Origin of the sequence: Sphingomonas sp. Leaf23 (assembly GCF_001421585.1) — a bacterium.
Classification (GTDB): Bacteria; Pseudomonadota; Alphaproteobacteria; order Sphingomonadales; family Sphingomonadaceae; genus Sphingomonas.
Window position 1 is genome coordinate 44344 of the sequence record NZ_LMKR01000003.1, and the last position, 22386, is coordinate 66729.

General features: G+C 65.8%; 14 protein-coding genes. 10 read left to right on the forward strand and 4 right to left on the reverse strand.

Translation table 11 applies throughout. The features are described 5' to 3' along the window. Positions 1-66: 66 nt before the first annotated feature. Entirely contained in the window at positions 67-1587 is a 1521-nt protein-coding gene (locus ASE67_RS08525) for a fumarate hydratase (RefSeq protein WP_055761456.1), read from the forward strand. A 251-nt stretch (positions 1588-1838) separates the two neighbouring features. Here ASE67_RS08525 and ASE67_RS08530 read toward each other — a convergent pair whose 3' ends face one another. The 3 genes from ASE67_RS08530 to otsB are packed head-to-tail and all read right to left on the reverse strand — an operon-like array spanning position 1839 to position 5748. Next, positions 1839-3215 carry an alpha,alpha-trehalose-phosphate synthase (UDP-forming) gene (locus tag ASE67_RS08530; protein WP_055759460.1) on the reverse strand — a complete coding sequence of 459 codons (1377 nt, stop codon included), beginning with the start codon at positions 3213-3215 and terminating at the stop codon, positions 1839-1841. Next, positions 3212-5008 (reverse strand): glycoside hydrolase family 15 protein, encoded by a 1797-nt coding sequence (locus ASE67_RS08535; RefSeq protein ID WP_055759463.1) that lies wholly within the window; start codon positions 5006-5008, stop codon positions 3212-3214. The genes ASE67_RS08530 and ASE67_RS08535 overlap by 4 nt, the downstream gene beginning before the upstream one ends. Next, a complete protein-coding gene (gene otsB / locus ASE67_RS08540; protein WP_055759466.1) occupies positions 5005-5748 on the reverse strand; it encodes a trehalose-phosphatase in 744 nt (247 codons plus the stop codon). The genes ASE67_RS08535 and otsB overlap by 4 nt, the downstream gene beginning before the upstream one ends. Before the next feature lie 186 nt (positions 5749-5934). On the opposite strand from otsB, the gene ASE67_RS08545 reads away from it, so the two are divergent. From ASE67_RS08545 to ASE67_RS08565, 5 genes are all read left to right on the forward strand, one after another. Then, positions 5935-6237: a GIY-YIG nuclease family protein gene (locus tag ASE67_RS08545; protein WP_055759469.1), complete on the forward strand. Its 303-nt coding sequence runs from the start codon at positions 5935-5937 to the stop codon at positions 6235-6237. Positions 6238-6330: 93 nt separating this feature from the next. Next, complete coding sequence (folD, locus tag ASE67_RS08550; protein WP_055761459.1) at positions 6331-7206, forward strand: bifunctional methylenetetrahydrofolate dehydrogenase/methenyltetrahydrofolate cyclohydrolase FolD; 876 nt, start codon at positions 6331-6333, stop codon at positions 7204-7206. Beyond that, positions 7203-7835, forward strand: coding sequence for a MarC family protein (locus ASE67_RS08555; protein ID WP_055759472.1), 633 nt, complete (start codon positions 7203-7205; stop codon positions 7833-7835). The genes folD and ASE67_RS08555 overlap by 4 nt, the downstream gene beginning before the upstream one ends. A 248-nt stretch (positions 7836-8083) precedes the next feature. Continuing rightward, positions 8084-11098 carry a TonB-dependent receptor plug domain-containing protein gene (locus ASE67_RS08560; RefSeq protein WP_055759475.1) on the forward strand — a complete coding sequence of 1005 codons (3015 nt, stop codon included), beginning with the start codon at positions 8084-8086 and terminating at the stop codon, positions 11096-11098. 472 nt (positions 11099-11570) lie between these two features. Next, on the forward strand, positions 11571-14507 hold the full coding sequence (locus ASE67_RS08565; protein ID WP_055759478.1) for a TonB-dependent receptor plug domain-containing protein: 2937 nt from the start codon (positions 11571-11573) through the stop codon (positions 14505-14507). Positions 14508-14568: 61 nt separating this feature from the next. On the opposite strand, the gene clpB is transcribed toward ASE67_RS08565, so the two are convergent. Beyond that, positions 14569-17145 carry an ATP-dependent chaperone ClpB gene (gene clpB / locus ASE67_RS08570; protein WP_055759481.1) on the reverse strand — a complete coding sequence of 859 codons (2577 nt, stop codon included), beginning with the start codon at positions 17143-17145 and terminating at the stop codon, positions 14569-14571. Positions 17146-17243: 98 nt separating this feature from the next. Between clpB and ASE67_RS08575 the strand changes: the two genes are divergently transcribed. The 4 genes from ASE67_RS08575 (at position 17244) to ASE67_RS18580 (ending at position 22299) form a co-directional block, all read left to right on the forward strand. Continuing rightward, positions 17244-18437 carry an MBL fold metallo-hydrolase gene (locus ASE67_RS08575; protein WP_055759485.1) on the forward strand — a complete coding sequence of 398 codons (1194 nt, stop codon included), beginning with the start codon at positions 17244-17246 and terminating at the stop codon, positions 18435-18437. A 67-nt stretch (positions 18438-18504) separates the two neighbouring features. Then, the gene (locus ASE67_RS08580; RefSeq protein WP_055759488.1) at positions 18505-19665 is read left to right on the forward strand and encodes an acyl-CoA dehydrogenase family protein; all 1161 of its coding nucleotides are present in this window, start codon (positions 18505-18507) and stop codon (positions 19663-19665) included. After that, positions 19662-21257 carry a carboxyl transferase domain-containing protein gene (locus tag ASE67_RS08585; protein WP_055759491.1) on the forward strand — a complete coding sequence of 532 codons (1596 nt, stop codon included), beginning with the start codon at positions 19662-19664 and terminating at the stop codon, positions 21255-21257. Before ASE67_RS08580 ends, ASE67_RS08585 begins: the two co-directional genes overlap by 4 nt. 130 nt (positions 21258-21387) lie before the next feature. Continuing rightward, positions 21388-22299, forward strand: coding sequence for a DUF3088 domain-containing protein (locus ASE67_RS18580; protein WP_235511845.1), 912 nt, complete (start codon positions 21388-21390; stop codon positions 22297-22299). Positions 22300-22386 lie beyond the last annotated feature (87 nt).

A 22386-nucleotide genomic window follows, 5' to 3' on the forward strand; every position in this document is an offset into this window, starting at 1 on the left:
TTCTTTGCGTGGGCGCACGATCACCCTGTAGGGCGGGAAAGATTTTCGACAGACATGGACCCCATGATGACCGTCACCATCACCGAAGCCGACCTGATCGACAGCGTGGCCGACGCGCTCCAGTTCATCAGCTACTATCACCCGATGGACTATATCCGCGCGCTGGGCGAAGCCTATGCCGCCGAGACCAGCCCGGCGGCCAAGGATGCGATCGCGCAGATCCTGACCAACAGCCGGATGTGCGCCGAGGGGCATCGCCCGATCTGCCAGGATACCGGCATCGTCACCGTGTTCGTGAAATGGGGCCAGAATTGCCGCCTCGACAGCGACCGGTCGCTGCAGGAGGTCGTCGATGAAGGCGTCCGCCGCGCGTACCTGCACCCCGAAAACAAGCTGCGCGCGTCGATCCTCGCCGATCCGGCGTTCACGCGGCGCAATACCAAGGACAATACGCCGTCGGTGCTGCACGTCGAAATGGTGCCGGGCGACACGGTATCGGTCGACGTCGCGGCCAAGGGTGGCGGCTCGGAAAACAAGTCCAAGTTCAAGATGATGAACCCCAGCGATTCGATCGTCGACTGGGTGCTGGAGATGATCCCGCAGATGGGCGCCGGCTGGTGCCCGCCGGGCATGATCGGCATCGGCATCGGCGGTACGGCGGAAAAGGCGATGCTGCTGGCCAAGGAATCGCTGATGGCGCCGATCGACATGGGCCAGTTGAAGGCGCGCGGGGCGCAGAGCGATATCGAGGCGCTGCGCATCGAGCTGATGGACAAGGTGAATGCGCTGGGCATCGGTGCGCAGGGGCTGGGTGGCCTCTCGACCGTGCTCGACGTCAAGATCCTCGACTGGCCGACCCATGCCGCGTCGAAGCCGGTGGCGATGATCCCCAATTGCGCCGCGACCCGCCACGCGCATTTCACGCTGGACGGCAGCGGCCCGGCCTATCTGGAACAGCCGAACCTCGCCGACTGGCCCGACGTCAACTGGACGCCGGACAAGGCGGCGATCCGCGTCGACCTCGACAACCTTACCCCCGAAGTGGTCGCGACGTGGAAGCATGGCGACCGGCTGTTGCTGAACGGCAAGATGCTGACCGGCCGTGACGCCGCGCACAAGCGGATCGCCGACATGCTGGCCAAGGGCGAGGAGCTGCCCGTCGATTTCCGCGGCCGCGTGATCTATTATGTCGGGCCGGTCGATCCGGTGGGTGAGGAAGTGGTCGGCCCGGCCGGCCCCACCACCGCCACCCGCATGGACAAGTTCACTCGCATGATGCTCGACCAGGGGCTGCTGGCGATGGTCGGCAAGGCGGAGCGCGGCGCGGATGCGACCAAGGCGATCGCCGAGCGGAAATCGGCCTATCTGATGGCGGTCGGCGGTGCGGCGTACCTCGTCGCGCGGGCGATCAAGGGGTCGAAGGTCGTCGGGTTCGAGGACCTCGGCATGGAAGCGATCTACGAGTTCGAAGTGCAGGATTTCCCCGTCACGGTCGCGGTGGATAGCGAGGGGCAGAATGTCCACCACCTCGCGCCGCTGGTGTGGCGGGAGAAGATCGCGAAGGAGCGGTTGCTCGAAGGGGCGTGACACGCGCTTGAGGGGGCGGGTGACGCTCCCTTTCGTCATTCCCGCGAAGGCGGGAATCCATTGACGCCGACGTTGCGGATAGAAGCGCGAGCGTTGCGTGTATGGGTTCCCGCCTGCGCGGGAACGACGACGGAGGTGGGGCGGCCGCTCCCCCTCACGTCACCCCGGACTTGATCCGGGGTCCCGCTGCTTCTCCCGGCGGCGGTGAGAAGCGGGACCCCGGGTCAGGCCCGGGGTGACGGGCAGGGCGGTTATTCCGTGTCCGCCGACAGCGCCTCAATGAACCGCTTGCGCCACCAGATCACATCCTCATCGACGATATTCTCGATCATCGCCTGCCAGCGGTCGATCCGCTCGGCGCGCGGCATCCTGAGCGCCTTGTCGATGCCGTCGGCGATATCCTCCGCGCTGTACGGGTTCACCATCAGCGCACCGACCGACAGTTGCTGCGCTGCGCCGGCAAAGCGCGACAGGATCAGGGCGCCCGGGTCGCGCGGGTCCTGTGCCGCGACATATTCCTTCGCCACCAGGTTCATGCCGTCCCGCAAAGGAGTCACCAACCCGATGCGCGCCGCGCGATAGATGCCGGCCAGCACCTCGCGCGGATAGCCCTTGTTCACATAGCGGATCGGCACCCAGTCGGTATCGGCATAGGCACCGTTGATCCGCCCCGACATCTGTTCCAGCGTGTTGCGGATGTCGCGATACGTCTGCACCGCAGAGCGCGACGGCGGCGCGATCTGGAGCAGATAGACCAAGGCCCGTCGGTCGGGATGGTTCTGCAGGAAGCGTTCGTATCCGGAGAACCGCTCGGGCAGCCCCTTCGAATAATCCAGCCGGTCGACGCCGACGATCAGGCTGCGCCCGACCGCGCTTTCTAGCTGGTTGAGCTGCGCCGCGCGCGCGACCGGCCCGGCGGCCCCGGCGATGAAGTCCTTCGCCTCGATCCCGATCGGGCAGCTGATCGCGCAGATGGTGCGCCCGCCGACGGTGACGTTGTTGCCGTCGACCGTGCCGTCCATCTCCTCCTTCACATAGTTGAAGAAGCTGTCGAGCCACTCCTCGTTCTGGAACCCCACCACGTCATAGGCGAACAGCGCCTCGACCAGCCGGCGATGGTCGGGCAGCGCGGTCAGCAGCCGGCGCGGCGGCCACGGGATATGCAGGAAGAACCCCATGCGGTTGGTCACGCCCTGCTGGCGCAGCACCCAGCCCAGCGGGATCATGTGATAGTCGTGGACCCACACCAGGTCGTCGGGTTCGATATGCGGGCCGATGCGTTCGCCGAACACGCGGTTGACCCGTTCATAGCCGCCCTGGAAATCGCGTTCGAACTCGGTCAGGTCCAATCGGTAGTGGAACAGCGGCCACAGCGTCCGGTTGGCATAGCCGTCATAATATTCCTCGACGTCTTGCTCCGAGAGATCCATCACGGCGCTGGTGACGCCGCCATAGGTCTGGAACCGCAGCTCGCGATTATCGCTGGTCTCGCCCGACCAGCCGAACCAGATACCGTCCTCTTCGGCCAATGCGGCGTTCAGCGCGACGGCCAGCCCGCCCTGCGCCCCGCCGCCGGTGCCAGGCTGGGGAGCCTGCACCCGGTTCGAGATGACGATCAATCGGCTCATCGTACTACATTCCATGACTTGCTGAGCAGGACGGCGGAATTGATCATGCCGACCAGTGAGTAGGTTTGCGGGTAGTTACCCCATAATTCCCCGGTTTCGGGGTCGATATCCTCGGACAGCAGCCCGGCGGGCGTGCAGCGCGACAGCATCTCCTCCAGCAGCTCGCGCGCATCGTCGTCGCGGCCGGTCGCGTGCAGCGCCTCGATCAGCCAGAAGGTGCAGACGTTGAACGCCGTTTCGGGCAGGCCGAAATCGTCGGCGATCGCATAGCGCAGCATGTGGCTGCCGCGGCGCAGCCCCTTTTCCACCGCCTCCAGCGTGCCGAGGAAGCGCGGGTCGCTGGGTTCGAGGAAGCGCAGGTCGAGCAGCTGGATCAGGCTGGCGTCGAGGTCGTCGCCGCCGAACGTCGCCGACATGCGGTTCGTCTCCGGCCGCCATGCCTCGCGCTCGATCTTGGTGCGCATCGCGGTCGCCCGGTCGCGCCAGAAGGTTTCCCGCTCGGTCAGCCCCAGCGTGCCCGCGACATTGGCGAGCCGATCGCACGCCGCCCAGCACATCGCCGCGCTATAGGTGTGGACATGGCTCTTGGTGCGCAGTTCCCACAGGCCCGCGTCGGGCTTGTCATAGGCTTCCCAGGCGCGCTCGCCGATCGGCTCCAGCGCCTCGAAATCGGCCTGCTTGCCGACGCGGAACAGCCGCTGGTCGAAGAACCCTTGCGCGTTCGACAGGATGATCTGGCCATAGGCGTCGTGCTGGATTTGCTCATACGCCTGGTTGCCGACGCGTACCGGCCCCATGCCGCGATAGCCGTCCAACCCTTCGGCCTCGCGCTCGACCAGCGTCGCCTCGCCACCGACGCCATAGAGCGGCTGGATTTGCCCGTCGGCGGCATTGTCGACGATGTTGCGGAGATATTCGAGATACCCCTCCAGCACGTCGAGCGCGCCCAGCCGGTTGAGCGCCTGCACCGTATAATAGGCGTCGCGAATCCAGCAGTAGCGATAGTCCCAGTTGCGCCCCGAATGGGCGTGCTCGGGTATCGATGTGGTCAGCGCGGCGACGATCGCGCCGGTTTCCTCATGCTGGCACAGCTTCAGCGTGATCGCACTGCGGATCACCGCCTGCTGCCATTCGACCGGCGTGGCGAGGCCGCGGACCCAGTGGCGCCATTCGTCGATCGTGTTCTTCAGCATCCGCTCGACCGAGGCAGGCAGCTCGTCCGAAAAGCTCTCGTCCGGCCCCAGGAAGAAATGCAGCGTGCGCTCGACACGGAACAGGCGTTCGTCCTCGATCCAGCCGACCGGCGCGCTGGTCGACAGGCGGATCGCCTCCTGGTCGAGCAGGTAGCGGATGTGGTTCGACCCGCGCGTGCGCTCGGCCGGTGCGCTGCCCCAGTCGACCGACGGGCGCAGGCGGACGCGGATGCGGGGGCTTCCGGCCAGCGGCCGCACGATCCGGCAGAAGGCGACCGGGCGATACATCCGGTCGTGCCGTTTGAAGCGCGGGCAGAAGTCGATCACCTCGATCGCATTGCCCGCGGCATCGGTGTGGCGCGTTACCAGCACCGGCGTATTGCGGATATAGGTCTGCTCGGTCTCGACACAGCCGTCGAGGTCGATCTCCCAGAAGCCGAACGCCCCGTCCGACGCCCGCCGCCGATCGTCGAGCAGCGACGAAAAGGCCGGATCGCCATCGACGCGCGGCAGGCAGCCCCACACGAAGCGTCCGTTGCGGTCGACCAGCGCCGACACCTGGCAATTGCCGATCGGCCAGAGGTCCATCGTCGCGGTCATGCGTTTGTCTCCAGCCAGTCGAGGAATGCGGCCACATCGTCCAGCCGGTATGCAGCGGCGGTATCGCGCATCGGGCCGATCAATATGCCCGCGCCGCCATGATGCGCGGCGACCACCATGCCCGGCTCGTCGGTCAGGTCGTCACCGACGAAGATCGGATCGTGCCCGGCGAAGGGCGCGCCTTCGCACAGCGTCGCGATCGCGGTGCCCTTGTCATGGCCCGCCATGCGCAGTTCGATCATCATCTTGCCCGCCTGTGCCGTCAGCCCGTCACGCTGGGCAAAGGCATCGACCAGCGCATGCGCCTCCTGTTCGACCTCCGGCGCGCCGCGATAATGGATCGCGACGCCCAAGGTCTTGATCTCGATCACGATCCGGGGATCGTCGCCGAACCGGTCGGTAAAGGCGCGCTCGGCGGCGGTCAGGCTGGCGGGACGGTCGGGCAGGAGGGTGTTGCCGCCGGCGGGGCGGATTTCCGCGCCATGGCTGCCGACGACGGCGAAGTCGCGGATCGTATCGCCGAGGAAGCCGTCGATCTGTTCGATCGACCGCCCGCTGACGATCGCGACCCGCCCGTCCAGCCGGGCGGGCAGGCGGGCGAGCAGCGCATGGAGCGCCGGGTCGACGCTCACCGCATCGGGCTTGTCGGCCAGCTCGACGAGCGTGCCGTCGAAATCGAGGAACAGGCCGGCATCATCGAGCAGGCCGGCGGGCGGAGGGGGGAGGTCCTGGTACGGCATCGTGCCGATGAACGCGGGGTCGGGCGAAATCGTTTCGCAGGTGCGGTGTATTTTGACGAGGAGGCGCTTCGAAGCGCATCCTCGTCACCCCGGGCTTGACCAACCGTGAGAGGTCGAAGGGGAACGGCCCGCCCCACTCGTCACCCCGGGCTTGACCCGGGGTCCCGCTTCTTCTTCTCTCGGACGATGGCGAAGGAAAGGCAAGGCGGCTGGGTGTACATCATGGCCGACCGCTATCGTGGCGCGACTTACGTCGGAGTGACGACCGACCTCGCCACCCGCATCCACCAGCACCGTACCGGCAGCGGCTCCGTCCACTGTACCAAATACAACCTCGACCGCCTCGTATGGGCCGAACGCGGCGACGACATCCTCGCCTGCATCGCCCACGAAAAGCGCATGAAACGCTGGCACCGCGACTGGAAGTTCGACCTGATCGAACGCACCAACCCCGACTGGCGTGATCTCTCCGCAACGATCATCGGCTGAAGAAGCGGGACCCCGGGTCAAGCCCGGGGTGACGTACTGCTTGGGGTAACCGGGGGGTGGCGAACGCTGCCCACACCCTTTATGCACGCGGGCATGACAGCCCGGATCATCGACGGAAAAGCCTTCGCCGCGACCTTGCGCGCGCGTGTCGCCACCCATGCCGCGACCTTTGCGGCCGAAGCCGGCCGCCCGGCCGGCCTCGCCGTCGTGCTGGTCGGCGAGGATGCGGCCTCCGCCGTCTATGTCCGCTCGAAGGGGAAGGCGACGCGCGAGGCCGGCATGGCCAGCTTCGAACATCGCCTGCCTGCCGACGTGTCGCAGGACGATCTGATCGCGCTGGTCGAACAGCTGAACGCTGACCCCGCGGTCGACGGCATCCTCGTCCAATTGCCGCTGCCGAAGCACCTCGACACCGATGCGGTGCTGCTGACGATCGATCCGGACAAGGATGTCGACGGCTTCCACCCGGTCAATGCCGGACGGCTGGCGACCGGGCTGCCCGGCATGGTGCCGTGCACGCCCTATGGCTGCCTGTTGCTGCTGCGGGGCGAACTGGGCGACCTGTCGGGCATGGATGCGGTCGTCGTCGGCCGCTCGAACATCGTCGGCAAGCCAATGGCGGCGCTGCTGACCGCCGAGAGCTGCACCGTCACCATCGCCCATTCGCGCACCCGCGATCTCGCCGATCATGTGCGCCGCGCCGATATCGTGGTGGCGGCGGTGGGGCGCGCGAATTTCGTCCCCGGCGACTGGATCAAGCCCGGCGCGACCGTGATCGATGTCGGCATCAACCGCACCGATGGGGGCCTTGTCGGCGATCTCGACTTTGCGTCGGCGTCGCAGGTCGCCGGCGCGATCACGCCGGTCCCCGGTGGCGTCGGGCCGATGACCATCGCCTGCCTGCTGCGCAACACGCTGGTCGCGGCGCACCGGCGTGTGGGGCTGGCGTTCGACGACAAGACGCTATGATCGAGCTGTTCGTCTCGTCGCTCATCACCTTCTTCGTGGTGATCGATCCGCCCGGCTGCGCGCCGATCTATGCCGGCCTGACCACCGGCGCGTCCAACCTGCAGCGCCGGGCGATGGCGATCCGCGCGGTCGGCATCGCCGCCGCGATCCTCGTCGTGTTCGCCCTGTTCGGACAGGCGCTGCTGAAGGCGCTGGGCATCAGCCTCGACAGCTTCCGCATCGCCGGTGGCATCATGCTGTTCCTGATCGCGCTGGAAATGGTGTTCGAAAAGCGCACCCAGCGCCGCGAGGACCGCGCGCAGAAGATCATCGAGACCCACACCGAGATGCATGAGGTGGAGGATGTCTCCACCTTCCCCATGGCGATGCCGATGATCGCCGGGCCGGGGTCGATCGCGTCGGTCATGCTGTTGATGAGCCAGGTCGGCGACTGGACCGCGCGGGCGGTCGTGCTCGGCGCGCTGGCCACCATCCTCGCGCTGACGCTGGTGGCGCTATTGGCGGCCGGGCCGCTGATGAAGCTGCTGGGCGCCCGGATCGAGGCGGTCATCACCCGCCTGCTGGGCGTATTGCTGGCGGCACTGGCGGCGCAGTTCGTTATCGACGGGGTGCGGGCGAGTTTTCTGTAAGGCAGCTACGGGGCCGGGGCGTCCTCGTTCTATCCGGCAGGTTCGCTGCCGATCGGCGTGCCTTGCGCAGGGAAATGTCTCTGATCTGTTGCCGATTAGTTACAGTCGTTATCAAAATTTCCTTATCCTTCTGCGCGTATTTACTTTTTCGGCGTCTGGGTACGTAATCGCCTTCGGAAACGATGCGCCGTAGCGGCGTGTCATTTGCTGTAAGCACTTGCAAAAGTGCAATAAAAGGGCGTTACCATATGATTTCGACGATGATGCGTGCGGTATTGCGGAACGGAGCGGCCGTTTCGGCCGTGGCGATCGGCATGATGGCCGTACCGGCGGCCGCCCAGGACACCGCCGTCCCCTCGACCACCACGACCACCGCCCAGAACGATGACGAGACGATCGTCGTCACCGGTTCGCTGCTGCGTCGCGCCGACAAGGAAACGCCGTCGCCGGTGACCGTCGTGACGACCGAGAGCCTCGATCGCCGCGGTCTCGCCACGATCCAGGACGGCCTGCAGACGCTGTCGTCGAACAATGGTCCTGCGCTGACCAACTCGTTCACCGCCAACGGCGCGTTTGCCGGCGGTGCGTCGGCCGTGTCGCTGCGCGGCCTGTCGTCGAACTCGACGCTGGTGCTGTTCGACGGCCTGCGCGGTGCCTATTACCCGCTCGCCGATGACGGCACGCGCAACTTCGTCGATCTGAACACCATCCCCGACGACATCGTGCAGGAAGTCCAGGTCCTGCGCGACGGCGCATCGTCGCTCTACGGCGCGGACGCGGTTGCGGGCGTCGTCAACATCATCACCAAGAAGCAGTTCAAGGGCGTCGGCGGCCGTGCGGAAGCCGGCATTTCCGAACGTGGCGACGCCAGCCAGTATCGTCTCTCGCTGACCGCCGGCACCGGCGATATCGCGGAAAACGGCTTCAACATCTACGGCAGCGGCTTCTACTACCGCTCGGAAGCGCTGCGCGCTGCCAACCGTCGCTATCCGTACAACACCGACGATCTGCGTCAGGTGTGCTATGAGGGGAATTGCGGCGCGAACGGCGTCCTGAACGGCACCGAAGCCGACGGCAACACCGGCGGGTTTGAAATCACCACCCCGTTTGCGGTGCGTCCGCGCAACGCGCTGACCGGTGCCGCAGTCACGGGCCTGTCGAGCCGCTACCAGTATCTCAACGGCTGCCAGGGCCTGCCGACCGCCCAGCTGAGCGCTGCCGAACTGGCACTGCCGCAGAATGCCGCCGCTCCGGCGAACGGCGTCGTCTGCCAGGAAGACATCACGCAGCTGTACGGCAACATCGCCCCGCGTATCGAACGCTTCGGCGGTTCGGCCCGCGCCACCGCCCGCATCGGCGACAATGGCGAAGCGTACGGCGAATTCAACTTCCTGCAGACCAACACCTTCTACCAGGGTCTGCCCGCCACGATCCGCGGCAACGCGCCGGCCGGCTTCTACTTCCCGCGCTATAGCACGTCGGCGAACATTGCCGCTTATGGCAACAACACGATCCTGCAGCTCCCGGTCTACATCTGCGCATCAGGCGTGAACTGCGCGACGGCAGCCGATCGTCAGCTGAACCCGAACAACCCGTATGCGGCCCAGGGCAACACGGCGGCGATCATCGGGCGCATCCCGAACCTGCGCGAGCAGAACGAGACCCGTACCCGCGCCTATCGTGCGGCGATCGGCGTCACCGGCGACATCACCGACAAGGTGAGCTACAATGTCGGCGCGACGGCGATGCACATCGACCTGCAGACCCGTGCGAACGGCTATGTCCGCATTCAGAACCTGCTGAACGCGGTCAACACCGGCAGCTACAACTTCATCAACCCGCTGGCGAACAGCCAGACGGTGCTGGACCAGCTCGCGCCGGAAAACGTCAACAACGCGACCTCGGACCTGTATCAGGCACAGGCCAGCGTCCAGACGTCGCTGTTCGACCTGCCTGGCGGCCCGCTCGCCATCGGTGTCGGCACCGCGATCCGCTACGAAGCGGTCGATGCGCCCAGCGCCAACAGCGACATCAACGGCCCGACCCAGCGGTATTTCCGCCTGAACGGCTTCGCGGCCAAGGGTAACCGCACCGTCTATTCGGCCTATGCCGAACTCGAAGCACCGATCGTCGATCAGTTCCTGATCAACGCGTCGGGCCGGTACGACAAGTATTCGAGCGGCCAGGACAATTTCTCGCCGAAGGTCGGCGCGAAGTTCACCCCGTTCCGTCAGCTCGTGATCCGCGGTACCTGGTCGAAGGGCTTCCGTATCCCGTCGTTCGGCGAGGCCAATGCGACCTTCCCGACCACCGGCTATGTCAACGCGACGCAGGGTGTCTACAACGACGCGTTCCTGTCGCAATATGGCTGCTCGCTGGCGACCTATACCCGTTGCCCGTCGTACATCTCGGCGGCGACCTATGGTCAGACCAGCATCTCGAACCCGGACCTGAAGGCAGAGAAGTCGCGCAGCTACACTGCCGGCATCCTGTTCGAACCGATCCGCAACGTGTCGTTCACGGTCGATTATTATAACATCAAGAAGACCGACGCGATCACGACCGCGAACAACGCTCCGGCCATTGCCGCCTATTATGCGGGTCAGGCGATCCCGGCCGGCTACACGGTCATCCCGGACGCGGTGGACATCAACAACCCGAACGCCCGTCCGCGTATCGCGTTCGTGCAGTCGCCGTTCATCAACGCCAACACGATCAAGTCGGAAGGCATCGATTTCGGGATCAATGCCAGCCATCGCTTCAACGACAACCTGAGGATCTCGAGCAACCTCGAAGCCAGCTACATTCTCGAGCTGAGCACGACGTTCCCGGATGGTTCGAAGGAGCGGTACGAAGGCACGCTCGGCAACTACAACCTGACCGCCGGTTCGGGCACCCCGCAGTGGCGCGGTACCTGGTTGAACACTGTCGAGTTCCGCGACGTGCTGGTCAGCGCGACCGTCAACTATTTCGACGGTTACGACCTGTCGGCCGAGGACCAGACTGGTCCGGGCACCGCGGGCGATTGCGGCCTGTCGGATGGCACCATCCCCTGCAAGGTGAAGGATTACATCACCGTCGACCTGAACACCTCGTTCAAGGTCAACGACCGCTTCACCTTCTACGTGAACGCCATCAACATGTTCGACCGGCTGCCGCCGCTCGACAACGTCACCTACGGCGCGCACCTCTACAACCCGGTGCAGGGTGGCCTCGGCATCCTTGGCCGCTACTTCCGCGCGGGCGTGAAGGTCGGCCTCTAACCATCGGCCTTGCTGAAACGAAACTAGGGGCGGCTCCATCCGGAGCCGCCCCTTTTTTTGTGTCGTCAAACGGCAGGTCGATCGCGGGGAGGGTGCTGCAATGCATCCGACACCAGGCCGCCGATGATGCTTCACGACTATTGCCGGACAATTGACCGACTAGTTTCCGTTATACTGATATACATGAGTATGGCTGTAATACAGGCTATCCGTACATATCGATAAACAAGTATATGGGCCGACTATTATCCCATTATAATATAACTATATCGAAAAAAAACGAGATAACTCAATTATTTGATTTTCTTGGCAGTCATTTAGGTGTCTTGGTGGTGACTGTTACTAAAATGACACGTGCTTTTTGTTTTCCAAATCACGATACTTTAAGGGAATTGCTTCCAAATATTTGCCGCCCTTAGTTTCGTCATGTTGCACCGTCGTTACGGTGCAGCGGGGAAAACAAGGGGCCAATATGAAATTGAACGCACGCAGCGCTCTGCTGGCATCGACGTTGTTGTTCGGTATGGCGACGCCCGCAATGGCGCAGGTTGCGCAGGGTGCCGCTGATCCGTCGACCGACGACTCCGCGCAGGAAATCACCGTCACCGGTTCGCGCATCGCCCGTCCCGATCTCGACGCGCCCAGCCCGGTCACGACCGTCACTGCCGAACAGTTCAACCTGACCGGCACCGTCACCGTCGAAACGCTGCTGAACGAACTGCCCCAGCTGATTCCGGGCAATACCGCCGTCTCGAACAATCAGGGTGGCGAGAGCTTCTCGACCCTTGATCTGCGTGGCCTCGGCCCGCAGCGCACGCTGATCCTGATCGATGGCGAGCGCGTGCCGCCGTCGTCGGTGTCGGGCGTGGTCGATATCGGCACTATCCCGACCGGCCTGATCGAGCGCGTCGATGTCGTGACCGGCGGTGCGTCGGCGGTGTACGGTTCGGACGCCATCGCGGGCGTCGTCAACTTCGTGCTGAAGGACCGCTACGAAGGCGCGGAAATCACCTCGCAATACAGCATCAACGAGCAGGGTGACGGTGCCAAGTTCAATATTCAGGGCCTGATCGGCGGCAACTTCAATGACGATCGTGGCAATCTGACGCTGTTTGGCAGCTATTATACCCGTGAGGCTATCGGCCAGGGTGACCGTCGTCTGACAGCGCCTGCATCGGTGCTGATCTATAACGACGCTGGTACGGAAACCGAAGCCGACGACCGTATTCGCGTCGGGAATTTGCTCGAACCGATCTCGGCTGCGAGCAACGATTATCTGTACGCTTCCGGCGGGTCGGGTACGCCGCCTTGGGGGCAGGTTTCGAACAACGCTGCCAATCCGTTCCGTAACCTGGCCACCCTGCTGCCCGGCACCTTCGCGGCCGCGAACACCGACTGTAATGCCGCGACGGCAGGCGTGGCGGTCAACTCTGGCACGCTGTCATTCAATAATAACGGCCAGCTCAGCCCTTATTTCGGCAGCGGCCTGTGCGCCTATGCCGACCGCGCGTCGGGTTCCAGCCGCTATAACTTCAATCCCGCCAATTTGCTGCAGACGCCGTACGAACGGCTATTGCTGACCGCGACCGGCCGGTACCAAATCACGGACAATATCCGTCTGAAGGTCTTGGCAAACTATGTCGACACGTCGCAGACGGTGAACCTGGCGCCGACGCCGGCGACCGGCATCAGCGTACCGTATAACAGCCCGTTGCTGCCGGCCGACCTGCGCGCCGCGCTTGCCAGCCGTCCGAACCCGACTGCGCCGTTCACCTATGCCCGCCGCTTCAGCGAAACCGGCCCCCGCGTCGGCATCTACGATTCGAAGACCTTCGTCATTCGCGGGACGCTTTCGGGCAAGATCAACGATGACTGGAACTGGGACGCGACGCTCAGCTACGGCAAGGTCGATGCGCTGGCGACATCGCTCGGCAACATCAACCGTACGGCGGTGGCACAGGGCCTGAACGGTTGCCCGGTCGGTTCGCTGCCGGGCTGCGTGCCGGTCAACATCTTCGGCGCCAATACGCTGACCCCCGCGATGCTGTCGTTCGTCCGCATCGATACTAAGGAAGCGCGCGACTTCGAACAGGTCCGCGTGGCCGCCAACGTGTCGGGTTCGCTGTTCAAGCTGCCCTATGGCGACGTGCAGATCGCGCTGGGCGGTGAAATCCGTACCGATCGCGGCACGGTGACGGTCGACGATGCACAGCGGACCGGCAACATCTACGGCTTCAACGCCGTGCAGAGCCAGAACGGCACGATCAACGTGAAGGAAGGCTACGGCGAAATCCGTATCCCACTGCTCGCCGAAATCCCCTTCTTCCACGATCTGTCGGTCGAAGCGGGTGCGCGCTATTCGGACTATTCGACCATCGGCACGCTGTTCAACTGGAAGGCCGGCGCGCAGTGGGCACCGATCAGCTGGATGCGGTTCCGCGGCATCTATAACAAGGCGGCCCGTGCCCCCGCGATCGTCGAGCTGTTCCAGAATGGCGACCAGGGCTTCCCGAGCTATGTCGACCCCTGCAACGCGGTCGGCCGCACGGCGCAGGCGCTGGCGATCTGCACTGCGCAGACCCCGGCGTTCGCCGCAGCGGGTGGCTATACCGGCTTCACCCAGAACAACAGCCAGGTCGAGGCGTTCGCGTTCGGTAACCCGAACATTTCGGAAGAGCGCGCCGAAACCTACACCCTGGGCACGGTGCTGACCCCGAAGGTAGGGTTCGGTACGTTGTCGCTGACCGTCGACTATTATGACATCAAGATCGAGAACCTGATCACCACGCTCGGTGCCGGGTACTTCATCACGCAGTGCTACGTTCAGAACGTATCGTCGGCGTGCGATCGCATCCGTCGTAACACCGGCACCGGTCAGATCGACGCGATCAATACCGCGACGGGCAACCAGGGTACGCTGACCACCAGCGGGATCGATGCCGGGCTCAACCTGGTCCTTCCGTTCGACCAATTCGGGCTGAACGGTCGTCTGCGCCTGCAGGAAGTCTTCACCTGGGTGCGCAGCTTCAAGTCGGACGGGACGGAATTCTCCGGCCGGTCGACCGGCGGCAACGGCGGCGCACGTCCGGCGTACAAGTCGACGCTGACGGCGGGCTACGACCTCGACCAGCTGACCATTCAGGGCCGGTGGAACTTCGTGTCGCGCGTTACCGAAGACTTCGGCTTGCCGGTCAACCCGGTCACGCCGACGCTCAGCTACTATGACCTGCAGATCCGTCAGGGGATCACCGACAAGTTCGACCTGACGTTCATCGTCAACAACGTGCTTGGCGCAAAGGCGAAGCGTACGCCGAACGGCTACTTCGATCAGGGCGGTGTCGACACCACCTGGTATGCGCCGATCATCTTCGGTCGGTCGTACACCGTTTCGGCCCGCGCCCGCTTCTAAGCGACGCGGTACTACCGGACGAAATGGGCGGCGGGGGAGCGATCCCCCGCCGCCTTTTCGTTTACGCGACCGTCAGCTCCAGTCGCCCGTCGCCCTCATCGACCCGGACGGTCGAACCGTCGCGGACTTCGCCGCGCAGGATCAGGTCGGCGAGCGGGTCCTGCAGATAGCGCTGGACCGCGCGCTTCAGTGGCCGCGCGCCGTATACCGGGTCGTATCCGACGCGCCCCAGCCACGCCCGCGCGGCGTCGGTCATCTCGACCTTCACCTTGCGGTCGGCCAGCAGGCGGCCGACGCGACCGACCTGGATGTCGACGATCGGGGCCATGTGGTCCGCCGCCAGCCGGTGGAACAGGATGATCTCGTCCAGCCGGTTGAGGAATTCGGGCCGGAAATGCGCCCGCACCACGTCCATCACCTGCGGCTCGACCTCCTCGACGGGCTGTCCGTCGGCAAGGTTGGTCAGATATTGCGACCCGAGATTCGAGGTCAGGATGATGATCGTGTTCGAGAAATCGACCGTTCGCCCCTGTCCATCGGTCAGGCGGCCGTCGTCCAGCACTTGCAGCAGGATGTTGAACACATCGCCATGCGCCTTCTCAACCTCATCGAACAGCACGACCTGATAGGGGCGGCGGCGGACGGCTTCGGTCAGCACGCCGCCTTCCTCATAACCGACATAGCCCGGAGGGGCACCGATCAGCCGCGCGACCGCATGCTTTTCCATGAACTCGCTCATGTCGATCCGCACCATCGCGTTCGGATCATCGAACAGGAACTCGGCCAGCGACTTGGTCAGCTCGGTCTTGCCCACGCCCGTCGGCCCGAGGAACAGGAACGACCCCAGCGGCCGGTTCGGGTCCTGCAAGCCGGCGCGCGAACGGCGCACCGCAGTGGCGACGGCGCGCACGGCATCGGCCTGCCCGATCACCCGCTTGCCCAGCGCCTCTTCCATCGCCAGCAGCTTCTCGCGCTCGCCCTCCAGCATCCGGTCGACCGGGATGCCGGTCCAGCGGCTGACGACACCGGCGATATCGTCGGCGGTCACTTCCTCGCGCAGCATCGCGCCCGCCGATGCGCCCGCCGCCTCGGCCAACTGCTTCTCCAGCGTCGGAATGGTGCCATAGGTCAGCTCGGACATCTTCGCGAGGTCACCGGAACGCTGCGCCTGTTCCAGCGCGACGCGCGCGGCGTCGAGCTGTTCCTTGAGCTTGGCCTCCGACGAAATCTTGTCGCGCTCCGCCTGCCAGCGGGCGGTGAGGCCAGCCAGCTGCTCTTCGAGATTGGCCAGTTCCTCCTCCAGCGTGTCGAGCCGGTCGAGGCTGGCGGCATCGCTCTCGCGGCGCAACGCCTCGCGCTCGATCTTCATGCGCAGGATGCGGCGGTCGAGGCTCTCGATCTCCTCGGGCTTGCTCTCCACCTCCATGCGGATGCGGCTGGCGGCCTCGTCCATCAGGTCGATCGCCTTGTCGGGCAGGAAGCGATCGGTGATGTAGCGGTTGCTGAGCGTCGCCGCCGACACCAGCGCGCCGTCGGTGATCCGCACGCCGTGATGGAGTTCGTACTTCTCCTTGAGGCCGCGCAGGATGCTGATCGTGTCCTCGACGGTCGGTTCGCCGACGAACACCGGCTGGAACCGCCGCTGGAGCGCGGGGTCCTTTTCAACATGCTTGCGATATTCGTCGAGCGTGGTCGCGCCGATGCAATGCAGCTCGCCGCGCGCCAAAGCGGGCTTCAGCAGGTTGCCGGCGTCCATCGCCCCTTCGGACTTCCCCGCGCCGATCAGCGTGTGCATCTCGTCGATGAACAGGATGATCTGCCCGTCGGCGCCCTTCACCTCGTCGAGGACGCCCTTCAACCGCTCTTCGAACTCGCCGCGATATTTGGCACCGGCGATCAGCGAGCCCATGTCGAGCGACATCAGCGCGCGATCCTTCAACCCCTCGGGCACGTCGCCATTGGCGATGCGCAGCGCCAGGCCTTCGGCAATCGCGGTCTTGCCGACGCCCGGTTCGCCGATCAGCACCGGATTGTTCTTGGTCCGGCGCGCAAGAATCTGGATCGTGCGGCGAATCTCCTCGTCGCGGCCGATGACCGGATCGAGCTTGCCGTCGCGCGCCGCCGCCGTCAGGTCGCGGGCGAATTTCTTCAGCGCATCATAGCGATCCTCGGCCCCGGCGGTGTCGGCGCTGCGCCCGCCACGCAACTTGTCGATCGCGGCGTTCAGCCCTTGTGGCGTCACCCCGGCGATAGTCAGCGCCTTGCCCGCCGCACCCGGCGACAGGGTGAGCGCGAGCAGCAGCCGCTCGACCGTGACGAAGCTGTCGCCGGCCTTCGTCGCGATCTGTTCGGCCTGGTCGAGCAGGCGCACGGTGTCGTTGTCGAGGCCTGGCGAGGATTGCGCGCCCGAACCCGACACCGCCGGCACCTTGGCCAGCGCGGCGTCGGTTTCGGCGTTGGCGCGGCGCGCATCGCCCCCGGCGGCGGCGATCAGGCCCGACGCCATGCCCTGATCGTCGTCGAGCAGGGCCTTCAGGATATGTTCGGGGCTGATCCGCTGGTGATTGTTGCGGATCGCCACCGTCTGCGCGGCCTGCAAAAAGCCTTTCGCGCGGTCGGTGAATTTCTCTAGGTTCATGGGATACTCCCCTGTGATGTTGTCGGCGATATGGTGTGGTAAATGGGCAACACAAGAGTAGCCGCGCATCGAAAGCGGATGGAAATCGTTCGGGCGTGATGGGGCGCATCATCAAGGGGCTGGTCTGGACCGGCGTGTGGATCGTCGCGATCCTGTGCCTGGCCGTCACGATCGTGCCCCGCTTCCTCGACCGCATCTATTATCGGGGGGTGGCGGGCGACCATTTCGACGGTGCCCGCTTCTTCAACCCCGATGGCGAGGACACCACCGCCCCGCCGGGCGGCAGCCGCAGCGGCTATCTATGGCGACAGGCGACCGGCAGCGACGGACGCCCGGCTTGGCCGGATCACGTGCCGGTCGTCGCCGCGAAACCCGCCGAACTCCTGCCCGTCACCATCCGGCCGGCGCGCGATCCTGCGGTCACGCCGATGCGCGTCACCTGGGTCGGCCATGCGTCGGTGCTGATCCAGACGCCGGGCCTCAACATCCTGACCGATCCCGTTTGGAGCGACCGCGCCGGCCCGTTCGGCTTTGGTCCCAAGCGGGTGGCGGCACCCGGCATTGCGCTGTCCGACCTGCCGAAGATCGACCTGATTCTCATCAGCCACAATCATTACGACCATCTCGACCTGTCGACGCTCAAGACGCTGTACGACCGCGACCGCCCGGCAATCGTCACAAGCCACGGCAACGACGCGATCCTGCGCGGCGCGGGGATGCAGGCGACCGCGCTCGACTGGCGACAGGCGGAGCGGGTCGGCGGCGCGACGGTCCATGTCGTGCGCAACCATCATTGGTCGAGCCGGTGGTTCGTCGACCGCAATCGCGCCTTGTGGTCGGCGTTCGTCGTCGAAATGCCCGGCGGCAATCTGTTCTTCGCGGGCGACACCGGCATGGGCGACGGCAACTGGGTGCGCGAAGCCGCCGCGCTCGGCCCGATCCGCCTCGCGCTGATCCCCATCGGCGCGTTCCGGTTCCAGCCGGGGCAGATGGCCAGCGGCGCGCATATCGGACCGGTCGATGCGCTCGACGTGTTCGGTCGGCTGGGCGCGTCGCGGGGGCTGGCGATCCACTGGGGCACGTTCCGCCTGTCCTATGAAGGCTGGGCCACGCCGCCCAGATTGCTGACCGCTGCCAAGCGCTGTGCCGGACAGAGCGACCGCCGCTTCGGTGCCGTCATGATCGGTCGCCCGGTCGATATCGCGCCGATGATCGCGCCACCCGCACCCAGGTTCGACCGCGCCGCGATCCTGCGCTGTCTGGAGACGGGGGAGGGCAACGCCTTGCGCTGACCGCCTGATCCGGCCTAATAGTAACGACAGATACGATCCGGCAGAGACCGGACCATTGGAGAGAGACATGCTCGATTTCGCGCTCGGCGAGATGGCTGATGCCATTCGCGAGACCACGCAGCGCTTCGCCGCCGACCGCATCGCGCCGATCGCGGCGGCGGTCGATGCGGAGGATCGCTTCCCCCTGGAGCTGTGGCCCGAAATGGGCGCGCTCGGCCTGCACGGGATCACCGTCAGCGAAGCGGATGGCGGCCTCGGCCTCGGCTATCTCGAACATGTCGTCGCGTGCGAGGAAGTGGCCCGCGCCTCGGCGTCGGTCGGCCTGTCCTATGGCGCGCATTCCAACCTGTGCATCAACCAGATCGCACGCTGGGGCAACGCGGAGCAGAAGGCGAAATACCTGCCCAAGCTCATCAGTGGCGAACATGTCGGGTCGCTCGCCATGTCCGAGGCCGGTGCCGGTTCCGACGTCGTATCGATGAAGCTGCGCGCCGACAAGGTCGACGGCGGCTGGCGGCTGAACGGCACCAAGTTCTGGATCACCAACGCCCCCTATGCGGCGACGTTGGTCGTCTATGCCAAGACCGCGCCCGATGCCGGATCGAAGGGGATCACCGCCTTCCTGATCGAACAGGATTTCGCCGGCTTCTCGATCGGTCAGAAGATCGACAAGATGGGCATGCGCGGGTCGCCGACTGCCGAGCTGGTCTTCAACGACTGTTTCGTGCCCGACGAGAACGTCATGGGGCCGCTGAACGGCGGCGTCGGCGTGCTGATGTCGGGCCTCGATTACGAACGGGTCGTGCTGTCGGGTATCCAGCTGGGCATCATGCAGGCGTGCCTCGACACCGTGCTGCCCTACGTTGCCGAGCGCAAACAGTTCGGCAAGCCGATCGGCGCGTTCCAGCTGATGCAGGGCAAGATCGCCGACATGTCGGTCGCGCTGAACTCCGCCCGTGCGTACGTCTATGCGGTGGCGAAGGCGTGCGACGCCGGCCGAACCACCCGCCACGATGCGGCGGGCGCGATCCTGCTGGCGTCGGAAAACGCGGTGAAGGTCGCCAATGACGCGATCCAGGCGCTGGGCGGGGCGGGCTATACCAAGGACTGGCCGGTCGAACGCTATTTCCGCGATGCGAAGCTGCTCGACATTGGTGCCGGGACCAACGAAGTTCGCCGGATGCTGATCGGTCGCGAATTGATGGGCGAGGGGACGCGCGCACAATGACGGTGCTGCCGACGCTGGTCGACTGGAACTCGGCCGCCTTCGCCGCCAACGCCGCGCAGAATGCGGCGTTGGCCGACGACCTGCGGCAACGGATCGCCACGACGGCGCTGGGCGGGCCGGAGCGCAGCCGCGAGCGCCATGTCGCGCGCGGCAAGCTGCTCCCGCGCGACCGCATCCACCGCGTCCTCGACGCCGGATCGCCGTTCCTCGAAGTCGGCGCGCTGGCTGCCAATGGCATGTACGGCGACGAGGCTCCGGCGGCGGGCGTCATCGCCGGCGTGGGACAGGTGCATGGCCGGCAGGTGATGATCGTCGCCAACGATCCGACGGTAAAGGGCGGCGCGTACTTCCCGATGACGGTAAAGAAGCATCTCCGCGCGCAGGAGATCGCGACCGAAAACCACCTGCCGTGCATCTACTTGGTCGACAGCGGCGGCGCGAACCTGCCGCATCAGGCGGAGGTGTTTCCCGACCGCGATCATTTCGGCCGCATCTTCTTCAATCAGGCGCAGATGTCGGCGAAGGGCATTCCGCAGATCGCCTGCGTGCTGGGCAGTTGCACCGCCGGCGGTGCCTATGTCCCCGCCATGTCCGACGAAACGGTGATCGTGCGCAACCAGGGCACGATCTTCCTCGCCGGCCCGCCGCTGGTGAAGGCGGCGACGGGCGAGGTCATCACCGCCGAGGAACTGGGCGGGGCCGACACCCATGGCCGCAAGTCGGGCGTGGTCGATCATGTCGCGGAGGACGACGAACAGGCGCTGCTGATCGTCCGCGATATCATCGCGACGCTCCCCCCGCCGCGCCGCGCCGAAATGGCGCTGGCCGAGCCCCGGCCGCCGCTGCACGATCCGGCGGACCTGGCGGGCATCATCCCCACCGATGTCCGCGCGCCGTATGATGTGCGCGAGGTCATCGCCCGGCTGGTCGACGGATCGGAACTGCACGAGTTCAAGCCGCTCTACGGCACGACCCTCGTTTGCGGTTTCGCCCGCATCTGGGGCATGCCGGTCGCGATCCTCGCGAACAACGGCGTGCTGTTTTCGGAGAGTGCGCAAAAGGGCGCGCATTTCATCGAACTCGCCTGCCAGCGCCGCACGCCGCTGTTGTTCCTCCAGAACATCTCGGGCTTCATGGTCGGCGGCAAGTACGAGGCGGAGGGGATCGCCAAGCACGGCGCGAAGCTGGTGACGGCGGTCGCGACGGCGCAGGTGCCCAAGCTGACCGTGCTGATCGGCGGCAGCTTTGGTGCTGGCAATTACGGCATGTGCGGCCGCGCCTATTCCCCGCGGTTCCTGTTCACCTGGCCCAACAGCCGCATCTCGGTGATGGGCGGCGAACAGGCGGCGAGCGTGCTGGCGACCGTCCACCGCGATGCCGACAGCTGGACGCCGGAGCAGGCCGAGGCGTTCAAGGCCCCGGTGCGCGACCGCTATGAAGCGGAGGGCAGCCCCTACTACGCCACCGCGCGGCTGTGGGATGACGGCGTGATCATGCCCGAACAGACCCGCGACGTGCTGGGCCTCGCGCTGTCGACGACGCTGAACGCGCCGATCGCCGACCGGGCGCAGTTCGGCATCTTCCGGATGTGATGGCGGCCCTCCGCACACCCCACCCGTATCCCCGCGAAGGCGGGGACCCAGAGCCGAGTAGGCCGACGTCGGTTGTGGGCAACCCTGAACCCCCGCCTACGCGGGGCTACGCCTGGGGGAGGGAAGAGGCATGACCACGATCTCCGGCCTCCCCCCGATCCGCCCGCCCGGCCCGCAGGACGTCGGCGTCACGCCGCCCAAGCCGCAACCCCCGGCCACCCCCGCCACCCCGACGACCGCGCTCGGCATCGATACCGTCGCCTATGACGCGATCGTGGCGATGGTCACCCGCGCCATCGCCAGCCTGCCGCCGGGCATGGCGCTCTCCAGCTTCATCGCCACCGTCGCCCGCGTGACGGCGGAGGTCGAGGCGCAACTCGCCGCGCGTCCGCAGGGCGAGGGGCAGGGGGCATCGCCCACCGCCGCCACCCCTACGCAAACCCACGCCACGCCGCTCCCCGAAGCGGTCGCGCGAGCGCTGACCGCCGCCTTCGCCGCCGATCCCGCCGCCGCGCGCGCCGTTATCGCCGACCCGCTGCAACCCCTGCCGACCCATCCGACAGAGGTCAGCGCCCGCGACCTTGCGCTTGCCGCCGCCGCCCTGATGGGCGGCCGCGTCGATCCCGACCGTCCGACCCCGACCTCCCATCCCCTCGCGACCGATCCCGACCGCGATCCGACCCTCACGGAACAGCCCATGCGCGACCGCCTCTATTTGCTCGACCCGAGCTTCGCCGACCCCGCCTATCCGGATCGGACCTTCTATTGCCGCGACTGCATCACCATCGACGGGCTGCTCGCGCGCTTTCCGGACAAGGCGACGATGCTGGAGGTCATCCGCATCCCCTATCCCCGCCCACGCGACGCGGTGATCGCGGTCGTCGGCGAAGCGCACCAGAACCTGCCGCTGCTCGTCCTCAGCGCCAATGCCGATCCGGCGCTGGCCGACGGCCGGCATGACGGCACCTATTTCGTCAGTGATCTGAAGGGCTTGCTTCACGCGCTGCACGTCCGTCACGGCTTTCCGGAGGCGCATCCATGACCCTTTCCTACAGCCCGCCCGCCATGGCAGACCATCGCCAGGCGGCATTGCCCACCGGCCAGGGGCACGCACCATCCGAAACGCGCA